Here is a 14990-nt window from a genome sequence, read left to right on the forward strand (position 1 = left end):
CCCCCGGCCTACTCGGGCCGCGGCGTCTCCGCGAACGAGTCACGCTGCTGGACCATCCACACCGGGGCGATGAAGATGCCTTCCGCTTCCACGCAGACTCCCTCGGCATCGGCGACGTGCCCGACGACGAACGCCTTCCGTCCCTCGATGCGGTCGAGTTTCGCCTCCACACGCAGCGCGCCGAGGGGAGTGCGCTTGCGGTATCGGATGGTGAGCGTGCCCGTCATCCCGGGATGTCCCGAGATACGCGCGGCGTCGCCGAGGACCTGGTCGAGCAGCAGTGCGGAAACCCCGCCGTGGACGTGCCCGGCCGGTCCCTCGTGGATCGGACCGAGGTGGACGTCGGCCCACACGCGACCGTCGCCGTCCTCCTGGATCTCGGCGATGGGGGCGATCGCGTTGCGCAGACCGATCGCGGCATTGCCCCAATTGCGGAATCGGCCGGAGTCGTTGAACCGTGTGCCGTACGGGCCGTCCTCCCGGTCCTGTCCGAGGATCTCGCGAGCGGCCGCGAGGTGCTCACGCGCCCGCGCGACGTCGTCGGCGTCCGCGCGCGTCTGCAGTGCGAGCTGGATCAGCTCGCGCACGTCCTCGGTGAGCGGGCCGTAGACGGCCTTCTGTCGATCGATTTCCTCGTCGGACAATCCGTCGTTGACGTAGAGCTCGAGCGTGGAATCGGTCATCAGGGTCTCCGTGATCGTGAGCGTGGTTAAGGAAGTAGTCGACCGCGCGCACTGTCGGTGAGTCAAGCCCCGCTGCCGCTGCACGGGACACCACAAAGTCCGCAAAACAGACCGTTTCGTACGAAAGTGTGTGAACCCGGTCGGGGGCGGGAACGAGATGAGAGAACCCCGTCGGCTTACGAGGGGAGGGGCCGACGGGGTCCGTCCGTGCCGAGCCAAAAGGGGAGGAGGCGCGGCACGCTTTGTTGCGAGGAGCAACAACGTCTCTACGCTATCGACGATTGTGTCATCTGCCAACCTCACCGGTGGGTGATCGACGGGGTGAAATTCGCCCGATCTGCACCTCTGGCGAGCGTCGTACTACAAGCGTACCGTTCGCTTCTGCGTGCGCGGGTATGCGCCGGACAGGAGTCGGTGGTCGTGGCCGTAACCATCCACAAGGGCCGTGACAGCGTCACCAAGCGAGTGCTGCTGGGAAGACCGCTGCGAAGCGACACGCTCGGCCACACGCTGCTGCCGAAGCGCATAGCCCTGCCGGTCTTCGCGTCCGATGCCCTGTCGTCCGTCGCCTATGCGCCGGAAGAGATCTTCCTCGTGTTGTCGGTGGCGGGTCTGTCCGCCTACGCATTCTCCGGTTGGATCGGTCTCGCGGTCGCCGTCGTCCTCGTCGTGGTGGTCGCGAGCTATCGGCAGAACGTGCATGCCTACCCGTCCGGGGGTGGCGACTACGAGGTGGCGACGAAGAACCTCGGTGCGATGGCCGGCCTGACGGTGGGCAGCGCGCTGATCGTCGACTACGTGCTGACGGTCGCCGTGTCGATCTCGTCGGCCGCCCAGAACATCGGGTCGGCGATCCCCTTCGTCGAACACCACAAAGTGCTGTTCGCCATCACCGCGATCACACTCCTCACCGCAGTCAATCTGCGCGGACTCCGGGAAGCCGGAACAGCTTTCGCCGTGCCCACCTACGCCTTCATGTTCTGCGTCGGGGTGATGCTCGTCTGGGGATTCGTGCGTCTCGTCGTGTCCGATGCCCCTCTGCGCGCCGAGTCGTCGCACTACCAGCTCGCCGCCGAACAATCCCACCTGGCCGGACTGGCCTTCGCCTTCCTCCTCGCCCGCGCGTTCTCGTCGGGATGTGCCGCCCTGACCGGAGTAGAGGCCATCAGCAACGGGGTGCCGGCCTTCCGGAAACCGAAATCGCACAACGCCGCCACCACCCTGCTCATGCTGGGTGTCATCGCGATCACGCTGCTGATGGGCATCATCGTCCTGGCCGAGCGACTGGGCGTCGTCGTCGCCGCAGATCCCGCGACGCAGTTGAGCGGAGCACCGGCCGGATATCACCAGAAGACGCTGATCGCGCAGGTCGCCGAGACGGTCTTCACCGGTTTCCCGCTCGGTTTCTACCTCGTCACCGCCGTGACCGCGTTGATCCTCGTCCTCGCCGCCAATACGGCATTCAACGGGTTCCCGGTTCTCGCGTCGGTGCTCGCGCAGGACAAACACCTGCCGACGCAGCTGCGCACGAGGGGTGATCGACTCGCGTTCAGCAACGGCATCGTCTTCCTGGCACTCGGAGCCATCGTGCTGGTATGGATGTTCGACGCCGAGGTCACGCATCTCATCCAGCTCTATATCGTCGGTGTCTTCGTCTCCTTCACATTGAGCCAGACCGGCATGGTTCGTCACTGGACGCGACTGTTGGCCAACGAGACCGACTCGCGTCACCGCCGGAGGATGCAGCGCTCGCGCGTGGTCAACGGTGTCGGCCTGGCGATGACGGGGACCGTCCTGATCATCGTGCTCGTCACGAAATTCCTTGCCGGCGCGTGGATCGCGATCCTCGCCATGGTGGTCGTCTTCGCGACGATGCGGGCCGTCAACCGCCACTACCGACGCGTGGCGGTCGAACTCGACGCCGGCAAATGGGACGGTCTGCTGCCCAGCCGCACGTATTCGATCGTGCTCGTGGCCAAGCTGCACCATCCGACACGTCGCGCGCTCGCGTACGCCTCGGCCACCCATCCCGACACCCTCGAGGCGATCACCGTCGACGTCGACGAGGCGGACACCCGTGCTCTCGTGCGCGAATGGGAGGCCAGCGACATCACGATTCCGCTGAAGGTGCTGGAGTCGCCGTATCGAGAGATCACGCGCCCGGTGCTCGACTACGTCAGGCGGGTGCGGGGTTCCTCGCCGCGCGACGTGGTCACCGTCTTCATCCCCGAATACGTCGTGGGGCACTGGTGGGAGAATCTGCTCCACAACCAGAGCGCGCTGCGGCTCAAGAGTCGTCTGCTGTTCCAGCCCGGGGTGATGGTGACGAGCGTGCCGTGGCGGCTGCATTCTTCGGAGAAGGATCGACGGCAATAACGTTCTGATGTCACCGATCCCGTTCGGGATCGCCCTCGAAGAAGGACGTCACAGTCTCGACCGTGAAGCGGTGACGCAGGCGGCATGCCGAGTTCTGGTTCGCGAACAGGCCCGGGATGCGGAAGGCATCCTCACGCGCGACGGTGTGCGTCCACTGCACCGGCACGATCCACTCGCGGTGGTCCTCGTGCGGGTCCGTGCCCTCGCTCTCGTGGGTGTACGGCGCCTTCAGATCGAGGCTGCGGAACGGCACCTGCCGGCCGTCGACGACGAGTGCCACCTCGTCGGCCGGAGCCGCCGGGCCGGTCACGACGCCGATGCCCACGTACCCGCTCTTCGGGATGTAGACGAAGACGCGTCCACCTATCGGCAACTCCTGCAAGGAGTCCGAGTACCACCGGCCACCGCCGGCGGCGAGGAAACCGTAACGGCGGCCGTCGTCCCAGTTGCGCGACGGGCTGCGCTCACCGAAGTTCACGTACCAATCCCGGCCGTTCCATTCGGACTCGGGACGAGTCGACCCGGACGATTCCGCCACGCACACTCCTTCGTCGGGAACACCTCGTTCCACGGTAGGCGCGAACGGTACCGCCGGTGTGATCAGTGCCAGTCGCTCCGCCTCCCGAGGGTCTCGACGGGAGTCGCACCGGGCCGGGTCCACTGCGGCACCGGGCGGCTCGTCTCGCCCCACGTCGTGTGCCCCTCGGCGTCCGTGCGCCAGAACCAGCACGGGTCGTCTCCCTCCGGCCAGCCTTCGGGCTTGTCCTCCCACCTCTCGCCACGCCCGTACGGGGTCATGTCGAGCAGGCCGGCGGAACTGTTGGCCCGTTCGGTGCCGCGACCCGTCGTGGAGTAGGTGAGGAAGGTCCGGTCTCCGTCCCGGAGATAGGAGGTGAGATAGCCCATCGCTCCGCCCACGGGTTCGTCGACGTCGCGCACCGAGTACCAGGGCTGGGTGTAGCCCATGAACTCGACGAACGCGGCCACCTCGTTCCACGGACCCGTGGTCACGAAGGCGAGCGAGACCCCGCGGGCCTCGAGATAGACGGCATCTCGGAGGTGCCAGGCCGTTGTGGTGCAGCCCTCGCACTGTCCTTGCGGGGGTGCACCGTCGTACCACATGTGTTTGTAGACGACGAGTTCGTTGCGGCCCTGGAAGAGGTCGAGGAAGGGGACCGGACCGTCGGGTCCGACCACCTCGACCGTCCCGTCGAACTCCACCATCGGCAGTCGGCGGCGAGCCGCGGCGATGGCGTCGCCTTCCCTGGTGTGGGCCTTCTCCCGGAGCAGAAGCTCGTCGCGGGCGGCCTGCCAGGCGGCGAGGTCGACCACGGGTGGGCGGTCCGAGCGCGATGCGGTCACGGTGACCTCCTGATGATCGGACGGGCTTACACGCGGCTCGGTTGCAGCACGTCGCGGAGCACGGCGGCGAAGGCTCCGGGGTCGCCGGGCATACCCTGCTCGGCGCCCATGAAGCCACCGTGGTCGCCGGGGAACAGCGTCGGGGTGGTGCCGAGCCGGTCGGCGAGTGCCGCTGCGGTCCGCCCGCACAGTTGACGCGTCGACTCGCGGCCACCCGCGAGGACGATGCGCGTGGACGCGTTCGCCAGAGCGTCGAGATCGGGGTGGTAGCCCGTGCCCGACAACCAGTTCTGGCTCAACAGCACGTCGTCGCGGGTTCCGTCGTCTTCGGTGGGCAGACCGAAGTCGGCCGGATTCGGGGCGGGACGATCGAGATAATCGGAGGTCAGTTCGCCCTCGTAGCTGATCAGTGCGATGAACTTGGCCATGGCAGGGCCGGTGCCGCCGTGCTGATAGGTGTCGTAGATGTCGTCGCGTACCGCTTCGGCCTGGACGCGATCGGGCAGCAGTCCGATGATCGGCGGTTCGTGCGCGACCAGCGTGCGCACCTGTTCCGGATGCCGCGAGACGAGTTCGAGCGCGTTCACCGCACCGCCGCTGCTGGCGAAGACGTCGACGGGGCCGAGATCGAGTTCGACCAGGAGCCGGTGCAGGTCGTCGGCGTGCAGCGCGGGGGTGGACTGCATCGACGTGTCGGTGCGCATGCCCCGGCCCGTGCCGCGCGGGTCGTAGGTGATCACCGTCCGGTCGTCGAAGAATGAGGCGAGGGTGGTGAAGCCACTCGCGTCCATAGGAGATCCGGCGAGAAGCAGCGGAGTTGTGTCGCCGGGGAGCGGGCGGATGTCGTAGACGAGTGTCGCACCGGGGACTTCGAGCGTGCGGGTGACGGGTTCGGTCATGTCGGCTCCTTCGCGGGTCGGTGACTGTACCGACCCGCGCCGACCGGAAAATTCATCGCACAAACGACGGCGTCCGCACCCATCGGTGGGTGCGGACGCGGCGTGCGCTGGCTCAGTGGGCGATGTCCGGTGTTGCGGGCAGTCCGCCGAGGGGGAGCGCAAGAGATCCTAAGTGCATATGTGTTCCTCCTGTCGTTCGGGAATCCGGACTGCGTCCGCACCGGGACGCTGACCGAGGAGTACCCGTCGCTGCGCCGTGAAACCCTGCAGACGGTCGAGAATTCACTTCGTTACGTTTTCGTGCCCTCCGGGAGTTTCTGCGCGGTGGGACCCGGCCGGGTCTGCGACTCGCTCGGCCGCAGCGGCCCGTGGCCGTGCGCGCAGTGCACGATCGCTTCGACGGGAGCGCCGCAGTCGCGGTGCTCGATGAGCAGCGACGGACCGTCGGGATCGGCGCAGTACTTGTCGCCCCACCGGAGCAGGGCGACGAGGATCGGATAGAGATCGCGGCCCTTCTCGGTGAGCCGGTACTCGTTGCGGGTGCGGCGGCCTTCCTCGCGGTAGGGGACGGTGTCGAGGATGCCGGCGTCGACGAGGGTGCGCAGCCTGGCCGACAGCACGGGGTCGGAGATGCCGGTGTGCCGGCGCATCTGCTCGAAGCGTCGGACACCGTTGAACACTTCGCGTAGGACGATCATCGTCCACTTCTCGCCGATGACGTCCATGGTTCGCTGGACCGAGCAGTTGTCGGTGCTGTAGTCGAGCCACTGCATGCGCATATCGTAGCTGACTTAATCCTTGACAGTCAGCCCTCGGAGTGGCTAACTGTGGATGTCGAAGTCAGCGAGAGTGAGGAGTTGTCATGACGGCAATCGAGGACTACGAGCGGAAGGCGCCGAGTCGCTTCGTCGAGGCGAGCGGCTTCGTCGTCGAGGAGGCCACCGGTACGAAGGTCACCGGATATGTCGATCTGGGACCCGACCATCACACCCCGTGGGGAGTCGTGCACGGCGGGCTCTACGCGACCATCGTCGAAAGTGCCGGCAGCATCGGCGCGAGCGCTGCCGTACTCGATCGCGGTCAGTTCGCCGTCGGCGTCAACAATTCGACCGACTTCCTGCGCTCGACCACGGGATGTCGCGCATCTGTCACCGCAGAACCGTTGCAGCAGGGGAGAACTCAGCAGCTGTGGCTGGTGATCATCACCGACACCGCGACCGGCAAGGTTCTCGCTCGTGGCCAGCTGCGACTGCAGAACATTCCGCTGCCGGAGTAAACGTTTGCGCGCGTCGGCGCCGGGAATCCGTATCCATGGCAAGCATGGAACCGTTTCTCCCCATCAAGCACACAGGCTCGAACGAGATCGACGCGGCCGATCCGGGCCCGGGAGCGCCCGGCACCGATCCCGGACCTATGCCTTCGGGTGAGGACGTCGATCCCGAGATGGCGGAGCGGGAGAAAGAAGAATTCGAGAAGCGAATGGCCGAGAAGCGCCACGAGGACTCGGTTTTCCGAACTCCCGAGGTGCATCCGGATTCGTCCGAACGATGACCGAGCCGCGCCCGCACACAGGGGGAGTGCGGGCGCGGAGTCGGTCTGCGGCCGTCAGAGAATGATGCCCAGCGCAGCGAGCAGGCCGACGAGAGCGAAGCCGAGGGATCCGAGCAGCATGATGTACCTCCATTGTTGTTCGTACACTGGCATGTCCACGAGGGACGGTGCGGAAGTGGACGTGTCCGAGGACGTTTTGTTCACTCCCGCCTCATACGTCGCAACCGTCCCATTTGTTGTTACCCGGCATCAACAGCTGTGATTATTTTGTGATCTTGAAGTCCGATTCGCCCGAAATATCGTCACCTATGGGCGTTTTGAGCCTTTCCTCGTTCGATTACCGAAGCCCGCCGCTCGGCGACCCGCGACGGCGAGAACTCCCGCATCCACGCCTCGGAGGTCTGCTGCTCCACGCGCAGAGCGGGTTCGACGACGTGCTCCTCCGCGCGCCGGTACGACGCGAGCAGTGCCCGCACACCGGGCTGGTCGTTGCCGGCGATCGCCCGCGCAACCTCGAGTGTCGTGTCGAGGAGTTCGTCATGCGCGACCACCTGTGTCACCAGACCCACGCGCAGTGCCTCCTCGGCACTCACGAAGTTGCCGGACAGGCTCATGCGACGCGCGAAGCCCGGACCCACGGCCGCGGGCAGGCGCTGGGTGAGTCCCCAGCCCGGCAGGACACCGACGCGCGCGTGGGTGTCGGCGAACCGGGCGCGTTCGGACGCGATGAGGAAGTCGCACGCGAGCGCCATCTCGAGGCCGCCGGTGATAGCGGCACCGTTCACCGCGCCGATGATCGGCTTGGAGATCGGCGTCCACGGGTGACCGACCGGGAGGTCGGCGCCCGAGACCAGCGAGAGGTTGCCTCCACTCTCTCCGAGTTCCTGCAGGTCGAGTCCGGCGCAGAAGGCCGGATCGGTGCCGGTGAGGACGACGACGCTCGTCGCGTCGTCCACATCCGCTGCGGCGAGCTCGGTGCGCAGTGCGTCGATGAGCGCCGAGCTCAGCGCGTTCCGCGCCTCCGGACGGTTGAAGGTGAGGATGCGGACGGCGTCGCGCTGCTCGACGAGCAGGATCTCTTCGGAAGTCATGGGCCGACAGTATCCGTAACTTCAGTGGACCCGCCCCCACTCAGCGGGGCTGGATCCACTGAAGCTGTGCCTGCGCACGTTCTTCGATCCACGAGCGCATCGAGTCGACGCTCTCCTGCAGCGCCTCTGCAGTGAGCCCGTCGGAGGTCGGCACCGACGCCGCCACCTCGTCGAGGACCTCGAGTGCCAGACCGTTGCCGTAGATCTGCTCGGACAGCTCCCGGTACGCCTCGTGGTAGGCCCCCGTGAAGGCGTCGGAGTCGAGGAAGCGGGTCTTCAGGGTGTTGCCGCCGCCAAGTCCGCGACCTTCGCCGTCACCTTCCGGCATTCCGGGTGGCATGCCCTGTGGGGGACCGCCGCCCGGGGGCATTCCCTGCGACGCGCCGACCTCGGTGTTTCCTCCGGGAGCACCCGGTCCCATGCCGCCCGTCGTGGAGACGGTGTCGTCGGGACCGGCAGAAGTGTCGCCCTGCATGGCCATGTTCAGATCCCACGAGACCACCGACAGCTTCTTCGTGTCGAGGTCGTACCAGAGGTAGTAGTTCTGGCCCGGCCCGGCCATGTCGTCCCCGTTGACGAGCAGGTTCTGGGTGGCGACGTAGCGGGCGAAGGAGTCGACGTCGACCCGGTCGGCCAGGTGCGCGTCGAACTCTGCGTCGTCGGCCGAGTCCAGCCACTTCAAGAAGCTGATGATCGGCTGCAGCGTGCCCGAGTCGGCGGCATTGATCTGCTCGAACTGTTCGGAGTAGTCCGACTGGTCGTCGCCGACGTACTCGAAGCGTGACGACGCATCGGCCTTGTAGAGATAGCCGGGGGAGTCGAACAATGAGTTGGCGTACTGCTCGTCCGGATGCTCGAGCACCAGACGCGTGACGGTGGCACTGTCGTTGACCGAGTACACCGTGTACGCGTACCGCTGAGTGGGTTGCTCGGTCTCGGCGGTGAGAGACAACGCCATCGCCTCGTTGATCACCGGCGAGCCCGGCCGCACCGACAGTTCGGTCATGCCCTGATAGGCGCGACCGTCGACGTACTTGTCGAAGCGGATCAGCAACGGCAGCGACGTAGGATCCTCCGGATCCACCTGCGCCATGCCCTCCATGCCGGGCGGGTCCTGTGCCGGATCGAATCCTTCGGGCAACTCGAAGCCCTCGGGTAGTTCGAACCCTTCCGGAGCTCCGAGCCCAACCGGGCCGTCGCCGTTCTCGTCCTGCAGGCCACGCAGCGTCGAGTTGCCCTTCAGGCGCACCCCCACGTCGTCGATGCGGGTGCCGTCGATGACGACATCGGCGACCACCCATTCCTTGTCGCCGTCCTCCTGATATGCGGAGATCATGTCGTCGTACTCGGCGTCGCCGATCTCGACCGACAGCTCGTGCGGGACGGAGCTGTCGAACAGATCGACTGCGCCGGCGACGTTCTCGGTGATCTCCGAGGAGATGATGGTCGGATCGCCGGTGATGTAGGGCCGCACGCGTGTCGCTCCGAAGGCGGTGGCCACGATCGCGACGAACGCGATGAACGCCACCGGCAGTTTCCAGTGCTGACGCAGCGAGGCCGGTATCCGGTGCCGCAAACGGCGCCGCGGGGTCGGTGCCGTCATCACAGGTCGGTCTGGTCGTATCCGGTCAGGACGGTCACCCGCTGGCCGGCGTTGACGGTGCCGAGGGCGGAGATCAGATCATTGGAGCTCGTGCCCTTCTTCAGCCGAGCCGTGTAGTACAGCTCCACCAGAGCGCCGGCGCGGACGGATTCGGTGGACACCAGCTCGTATTCATTACAGTGCTCGATGAGTACGTCCTCGACGGTGGCGGCGTAGGCCGGCTCCGGCGGCACCTGCACCTTGACCACCTGGCGTTGCACGTCGAGCTTGAACCAGTCGAACTTGTTCATGATCAGCAGCACGAGGCAGATCGCGACCGTCGCTGCGATGGCGAGCACGTAGAAGCGGGTACCGGTGGTCATGCCGATGGCCATCACCAGGAAGATGAACCCGACATCGCGAGTTTCCTTGATGGCGTTGCGGAATCGAACCACCGACAGTGCGCCGACGAGAGCGAACGCCCGCGCGATGTTCGAGCCGACCACCAGCATGATGAGCGCGATGACCATGCCGACGATCACCAGCGTCTGTACATAGGACTGGCTGTAGGAGACGTTCTTGTGGGTGTAGCGGTAGACCCACGCGATCACGCTCGACAGCACGAACGACAACGCCAGCGACACCACGATGTCGAAGGTCGTGAACGTGCCACTGAGGTCCTGGAAATCGAAATTCATATCCGTCCTTGATTCGGAGAAGGGAAGGTCAGCGAACCGGAATCGGTTCGGTGGAACGAAGATCGGCGGGCACTCGCGTGTCGAAACCGTCCGGCAACACCAGCTCCGGTGCACCGAAACGCGATCGAGGCGCAAGCCCGAATGCCTCGACCGACTGGCAGTACTTCGACACCCGGATCACCGACATGCCCAGCCGCGCCGTCAGATCCGTCGCCCAGTACGGGACACGTTCGTTGGCCTTGAGCTCCACGATGGCCAGCTTCGGCGGAATGATGAACCGGTTCCCGGCGCCGGACGCGAAGTGGAAGTCGCGGTCGCGGCCGTGCACCTTGTGGTCGATCGTCACGCGCAAACCGAGGTCGGCGTCGCGGCCGACGAACGCCTCGCGCAGATAACCGGTCGTCACGATCGGTCGCAGATCCAGGTTCCCCAGGAGACCGGAGACCTCGTCGACGAACGGCCGCTGCGAGTCGTCGCACTCGATGTCCTCGCGCCCGTTCAGCCACCGCAGCGCGACACCGTAGGGCAGGGCGATGCGACGTTTCTGCGTCACCCGGTTGACGCGCTGCTTGATCTCGACCTGCACCGGAGTGTCGTCGGTGCACGCGGCCGGATCCCCGTAGAGGCGCATACGCACCTTGCGGCGGAACTTCAGCCCCTCGATCTTCTCCCAGTAGAAACGCAGATCCGCGGTGTCGTAGTACAGCGACGTCACCGGATAGCCCCCGTGTGGGGAGTACGGATCGGTGTCCATCCGGGCGGCGAGCTCGCGCCGTAGTTCGGGCACCTTCATCTCGTCGACGAAATACTTGATCTCGTACCGGTTGAACGCGTGCAGTCTGCTCGCGGTCTGCTGATAGCCGTTGTTCACCCCCACAGCACACACTCGTGATCTCGAGGTTCCGTGGAGTTCTCCTGGCAACTTCCTGACAATCGGAAAGCTCACAGGAACCTGCCAGGAAACCTCGAGCGGGGTACCAGCCCTACCCGCGACAATCGAAGTCGTGACCGACCGGATTCCCGAAGCGCGCGTGCTCGTCGTCGACGACGAGCCGAGCATCGTCGAACTGCTGTCCGTGAGCCTCAAGTTCCAGGGCTTCGCGGTAGAGACCGCGAGCAACCGGGGCAGAGGGCCTCGACACGGCGCGACGTTTCCGGCCCGACGCGGTGATCCTCGACGTGATGATGCCCGGCATGGACGGCATGGGCATGCTGCGCCGCCTGCGCGCCGACGGCATCGACGCACCCGTACTGTTCCTCACCGCGAAGGACGCGGTGGAAGACAAGGTCGTGGGCCTGACGCTCGGCGCAGACGACTACGTCACCAAACCGTTCAGCCTCGAAGAGGTCATCGCCCGGCTGCGCACCATTTTGCGTCGCGCCGGCACGGTGTCCGAGGCCGAACGCAGTTCCCGCATCACCTTCGCCGACCTCGAACTCGACGAGGACACCCATGAGGTGTTCAAGGCCGGCACGCCGGTGTCGTTGTCGCCCACCGAGTTCACGCTGCTGCGGTACTTCATGCTCAACGCCGGCACAGTGCTGAGCAAACCCCGCATCCTCGAGCACGTGTGGAACTACGACTTCGGTGGTGAGGTGGGGGTGGTCGAGTCGTACGTGTCGTATCTGCGCCGCAAGGTCGATACCGGCGACGTTCCCCTCATCCATACCGTGCGCGGCGTCGGATACGTGATGCGGGAACCCCGCACATGAACCGACTGCGGGCGCTGCCGCTGCGCTGGACGCTGGTGGCCGCCCTCGTGCTCCTGGCCGGCATCGGTCTGCTCGCCTCCGGTGTCGCGGTCACCTCGGCCCTGCAGAACTCTCTGCTGTCGCGCGTCGACCGCGACCTCGAAGAGGCTGCACGCACCTGGGCACGACCCGATCGACCCCCACCGGCGCCCCCGCTGGATGCCCCCAGCTCGCGGCGACCACCGAGTCCCTTCTACGTGCAGGCCGTCGACGCCGACGGACAGGTGCTGTTCGTCGTGAACGACGAGTCGACCGCACCCGACGTGCCCGAGGGACCCACCGGCAGGCCTGTCACCGTCGGATCCGCCGGTGACGACGGCCCGCACTGGCGGGTGATGAGCACCGAGAGCATCTCCGGTGTCGTCACCACCGTAGGGATGAGTCTCGAGGAGACGGAGGCGACGGTCGATCGGCTCGTGGTCCTGCAGGCTGGGATCGGTACCGCGGTGCTCGTCGCACTGGCAGTGGCCGGTGGCATCGTGGTGCGGATGAGCCTGCGTCCGCTGGACGAGGTGGAGCGCACCGCCGCGGCGATCGCCGAAGGGGACCTGAGCGAGCGTGTGCCGGAACGTGATCCGCGTACCGAGATCGGCCGGCTATCGGTGACCTTCAACAGGATGCTCGGCAAGATCCAGTCGGCCTTCGCAGCCACCGCAGCGTCGGAGGAGTCGGCGCGGCGCTCGGAGGAGAAGATGCGCCGATTCGTCGCCGACGCCGGCCACGAACTGCGCACCCCGCTCACCACCATCCGTGGCTTTGCCGAGTTGTACCGGCAGGGCGCGAGCACCGACACGGGCATGCTCCTGGAACGCATCGAAAGTGAGGCCCGGCGCATGGGTCTGCTCGTCGAGGACCTGCTCATGCTCGCCCGCCTCGACGAACAACGCCCCCTCGATCGGTCCCCGGTCGATCTCCTCGCGGTGGCAGCCGACGGTGTGCACGGCGCGCGGGCCGTCGCACCCGATCGTCACGTCGAGCTCGAGATCATCGATGGCCCCGGTACTCCCGAGGTTCTCGGTGACGACGCACGTCTACGTCAAGTGTTGAGCAATCTCGTCAGCAACGCACTGACCCACACCCCGCCCGAGGCCGAGGTCACGGTGCGGGTGGGGACAACGGAGTCCGACGCGATCCTCGAAGTGGTCGACACAGGCCTCGGTCTCGACCACGAGGACCGCGAGCGCGTCTTCGAACGCTTCTATCGCGCCGACGCCTCACGCACCCGTGCCTCGGGTGGCAGCGGGCTGGGGTTGTCGATCGTCGCTGCGCTGGTCGCGGCGCACGGCGGCAAGGTGGAGGTGGAGTCGGAGAAGGGTGTCGGCTCGACCTTCCGTGTCCGCATCCCGCGGCTGACCCGGGGTTGACGCGCTGAAACGAGGTTCGCCCCTGCAACACGCGGGGCGAACCCCGGTTCACCGCGCGAGACGATCGGTGGAACGCCGATTGTCCCGCTGGGCTGAAAAGCTGTGTCGCCGGACACATCGCGGTTCCTAGTCTCGGCTCATCCGAGGAAGGGAACCGGCAACAATGCAGTCGCTCGCCTGTCACACCTGTGACGCCCGCGTGCTCGTCGCGAAGTACAGCCCCGCTCATACCAGCATCCAGTGGTCCGACGAGGCCCGGCAGTCGTGCCGCGAGATCGCGGCCGCCGCTGCCGTCGACAACGGCTCCTATGTGATGCGCTGCGAGGCCCTCGACCGCACGGTGGACGAGGCTGTCTCCGACGGGCTGATCCGGCCCAGCCGTCGAGTCGATCCGGCAATCGCGCCTCTCGCTTCCACGGAGGCTGTCACCTCAGCCCGGTGACTGCCGTTCTCTTTCGCCCCCTCTTCAGCCCAGCCTCTATGGAGAAACCATGACCGTCCCCCAGGAGCGGATCGAGATCCGCAACATCGATCCCGGTACCAACCCCACCCGCTTCGCGCGCGGATGGCACTGCATCGGCCTCGCGAAGGATTTCCGTGACGGAAAGCCGCATCAGGTCAAGGTGTTCGGCACCGACCTCGTGGTCTTCGCCGACACGGCGGGAAAGCTGCACGTGCTCGACGCGTTCTGCCGGCACATGGGCGGCAACCTCGCGCGCGGCGAGATCAAGGGCGACACCATCGCGTGCCCGTTCCACGACTGGCGCTGGAACGGCCAGGGCCGTTGCGAAGCGGTGCCGTATGCGCGCCGCACGCCGAAGCTCGGTCGCACCAAGGCGTGGACGACGATGGAGCGCAACGGCGTTCTCTTCGTCTGGCACTGCCCGCAGGGTAGTGAGCCCACCCCGGAACTCGCGATCCCCGAGATCGAGGGCTACGAGGACGGTCAGTGGAGCGACTGGACGTGGACGACCATCCACGTCGAGGGGTCGCACTGCCGCGAGATCGTCGACAACGTGGTCGACATGGCGCACTTCTTCTACGTGCACTTCCAGATGCCCGAGTACTTCAAGAACGTCTTCGACGGGCACATCGCCGGTCAGCACATGCGCTCCTACGGACGCGATGACATCAAGACCGGCGTGCAGATGGATCTTCCCGAGGCGCAAACGATCTCGGATGCCTTCTACTACGGTCCGTCCTTCATGCTGGACACGATCTACACGGTGGCCGAGGGCACGACCATCGAGTCGAAGTTGATCAACTGCCACTACCCGGTGACGAACAATTCGTTCGTGCTGCAGTTCGGCACGATCGTCAAGAAGGTCGAAGGCATGTCGGAGGAGCAGGCCGCCGAGATGGCAACGATGTTCACCGACGGTCTCGAGGAGCAGTTCGCGCAGGACATCGAGATCTGGAAACACAAGTCCCGCATCGAGAATCCGCTCCTCACCGAGGAGGACGGCCCGGTCTACCAGTTGCGCCGCTGGTACAGCCAGTTCTACGTCGACCTCGAGGACGTCACGCCGGACATGACGCAGCGTTTCGAGTTCGAGGTCGATACCTCCCGTGCGCTCGAATCGTGGCACAAGGAGGTCGAGGAGAACCTCGCCGGTTCGGCGGAGTGACACG

The 14990-nt window shown here is 66.0% G+C and carries 15 protein-coding genes and 1 pseudogene; 7 read left to right on the forward strand and 9 right to left on the reverse strand.

Annotated features, from left to right (window positions below; all coding sequences use genetic code 11):
• Nucleotides 1-8 precede the first annotated feature (8 nt).
• Nucleotides 9-683, reverse strand: a complete 675-nt coding sequence (locus GON09_RS22000) for a PaaI family thioesterase (RefSeq protein WP_213933725.1) — start codon at nt 681-683, stop codon at nt 9-11.
• Between the two features lie 420 nt (nt 684-1103).
• Between GON09_RS22000 and GON09_RS22005 the strand changes: the two genes are divergently transcribed.
• Nucleotides 1104-3059, forward strand: coding sequence for an APC family permease (locus tag GON09_RS22005; protein WP_307854452.1), 1956 nt, complete (start codon nt 1104-1106; stop codon nt 3057-3059).
• A 10-nt stretch (nt 3060-3069) separates the two neighbouring features.
• On the opposite strand, the gene GON09_RS22010 is transcribed toward GON09_RS22005, so the two are convergent.
• From GON09_RS22010 to GON09_RS22025, 4 genes are all read right to left on the reverse strand, one after another.
• On the reverse strand, nt 3070-3597 hold the full coding sequence (locus GON09_RS22010) for a hypothetical protein (protein ID WP_307854453.1): 528 nt from the start codon (nt 3595-3597) through the stop codon (nt 3070-3072).
• Nucleotides 3598-3659: 62 nt separating this feature from the next.
• Entirely contained in the window at nt 3660-4421 is a 762-nt protein-coding gene (locus tag GON09_RS22015) for a DUF899 family protein (protein ID WP_213933729.1), read from the reverse strand.
• 26 nt (nt 4422-4447) lie between these two features.
• Nucleotides 4448-5320, reverse strand: coding sequence for an alpha/beta fold hydrolase (locus GON09_RS22020; protein WP_213933730.1), 873 nt, complete (start codon nt 5318-5320; stop codon nt 4448-4450).
• A 290-nt stretch (nt 5321-5610) separates the two neighbouring features.
• Nucleotides 5611-6099 carry a winged helix-turn-helix transcriptional regulator gene (locus GON09_RS22025; RefSeq protein ID WP_213933731.1) on the reverse strand — a complete coding sequence of 163 codons (489 nt, stop codon included), beginning with the start codon at nt 6097-6099 and terminating at the stop codon, nt 5611-5613.
• A gap of 83 nt (nt 6100-6182) precedes the next feature.
• On the opposite strand from GON09_RS22025, the gene GON09_RS22030 reads away from it, so the two are divergent.
• A complete protein-coding gene (locus tag GON09_RS22030; RefSeq protein ID WP_213933732.1) occupies nt 6183-6596 on the forward strand; it encodes a PaaI family thioesterase in 414 nt (137 codons plus the stop codon).
• Nucleotides 6597-6640: 44 nt separating this feature from the next.
• Nucleotides 6641-6871 carry a hypothetical protein gene (locus GON09_RS22035; RefSeq protein ID WP_244865601.1) on the forward strand — a complete coding sequence of 77 codons (231 nt, stop codon included), beginning with the start codon at nt 6641-6643 and terminating at the stop codon, nt 6869-6871.
• Nucleotides 6872-7173: 302 nt separating this feature from the next.
• On the opposite strand, the gene GON09_RS22040 is transcribed toward GON09_RS22035, so the two are convergent.
• Genes GON09_RS22040 through GON09_RS22055 form a run of 4 tightly spaced genes read right to left on the reverse strand, consistent with a single transcriptional unit; the run spans nt 7174 to nt 11113 of the window.
• Nucleotides 7174-7962 (reverse strand): enoyl-CoA hydratase, encoded by a 789-nt coding sequence (locus GON09_RS22040; protein ID WP_213933735.1) that lies wholly within the window; start codon nt 7960-7962, stop codon nt 7174-7176.
• A 40-nt stretch (nt 7963-8002) separates the two neighbouring features.
• Complete coding sequence (locus tag GON09_RS22045) at nt 8003-9565, reverse strand: CotH kinase family protein (protein ID WP_213933736.1); 1563 nt, start codon at nt 9563-9565, stop codon at nt 8003-8005.
• Nucleotides 9565-10242, reverse strand: coding sequence for a DUF4956 domain-containing protein (locus GON09_RS22050; protein WP_213933737.1), 678 nt, complete (start codon nt 10240-10242; stop codon nt 9565-9567). The genes GON09_RS22045 and GON09_RS22050 overlap by 1 nt, the downstream gene beginning before the upstream one ends.
• A gap of 28 nt (nt 10243-10270) precedes the next feature.
• Nucleotides 10271-11113: a polyphosphate polymerase domain-containing protein gene (locus GON09_RS22055; RefSeq protein ID WP_213933738.1), complete on the reverse strand. Its 843-nt coding sequence runs from the start codon at nt 11111-11113 to the stop codon at nt 10271-10273.
• A 133-nt stretch (nt 11114-11246) separates the two neighbouring features.
• On the opposite strand from GON09_RS22055, the pseudogene GON09_RS22060 reads away from it, so the two are divergent.
• The 4 genes and pseudogenes from GON09_RS22060 (at nt 11247) to GON09_RS22075 (ending at nt 14986) form a co-directional block, all read left to right on the forward strand.
• Nucleotides 11247-11955 (forward strand): annotated as a pseudogene (locus tag GON09_RS22060) (response regulator transcription factor).
• Nucleotides 11952-13358, forward strand: coding sequence for a sensor histidine kinase (locus tag GON09_RS22065; RefSeq protein WP_213933739.1), 1407 nt, complete (start codon nt 11952-11954; stop codon nt 13356-13358). Before GON09_RS22060 ends, GON09_RS22065 begins: the two are co-directional and overlap by 4 nt.
• A gap of 163 nt (nt 13359-13521) precedes the next feature.
• Entirely contained in the window at nt 13522-13800 is a 279-nt protein-coding gene (locus GON09_RS22070) for a hypothetical protein (protein WP_213933740.1), read from the forward strand.
• A 49-nt stretch (nt 13801-13849) separates the two neighbouring features.
• The gene (locus GON09_RS22075; protein WP_213933741.1) at nt 13850-14986 is read left to right on the forward strand and encodes a Rieske 2Fe-2S domain-containing protein; all 1137 of its coding nucleotides are present in this window, start codon (nt 13850-13852) and stop codon (nt 14984-14986) included.
• The last annotated feature ends 4 nt before the right edge of the window (nt 14987-14990 follow it).

Origin of the sequence: Rhodococcus sp. B50, from assembly GCF_013602415.1 — a bacterium.
Classification (GTDB): domain Bacteria; phylum Actinomycetota; class Actinomycetes; order Mycobacteriales; family Mycobacteriaceae; genus Rhodococcus.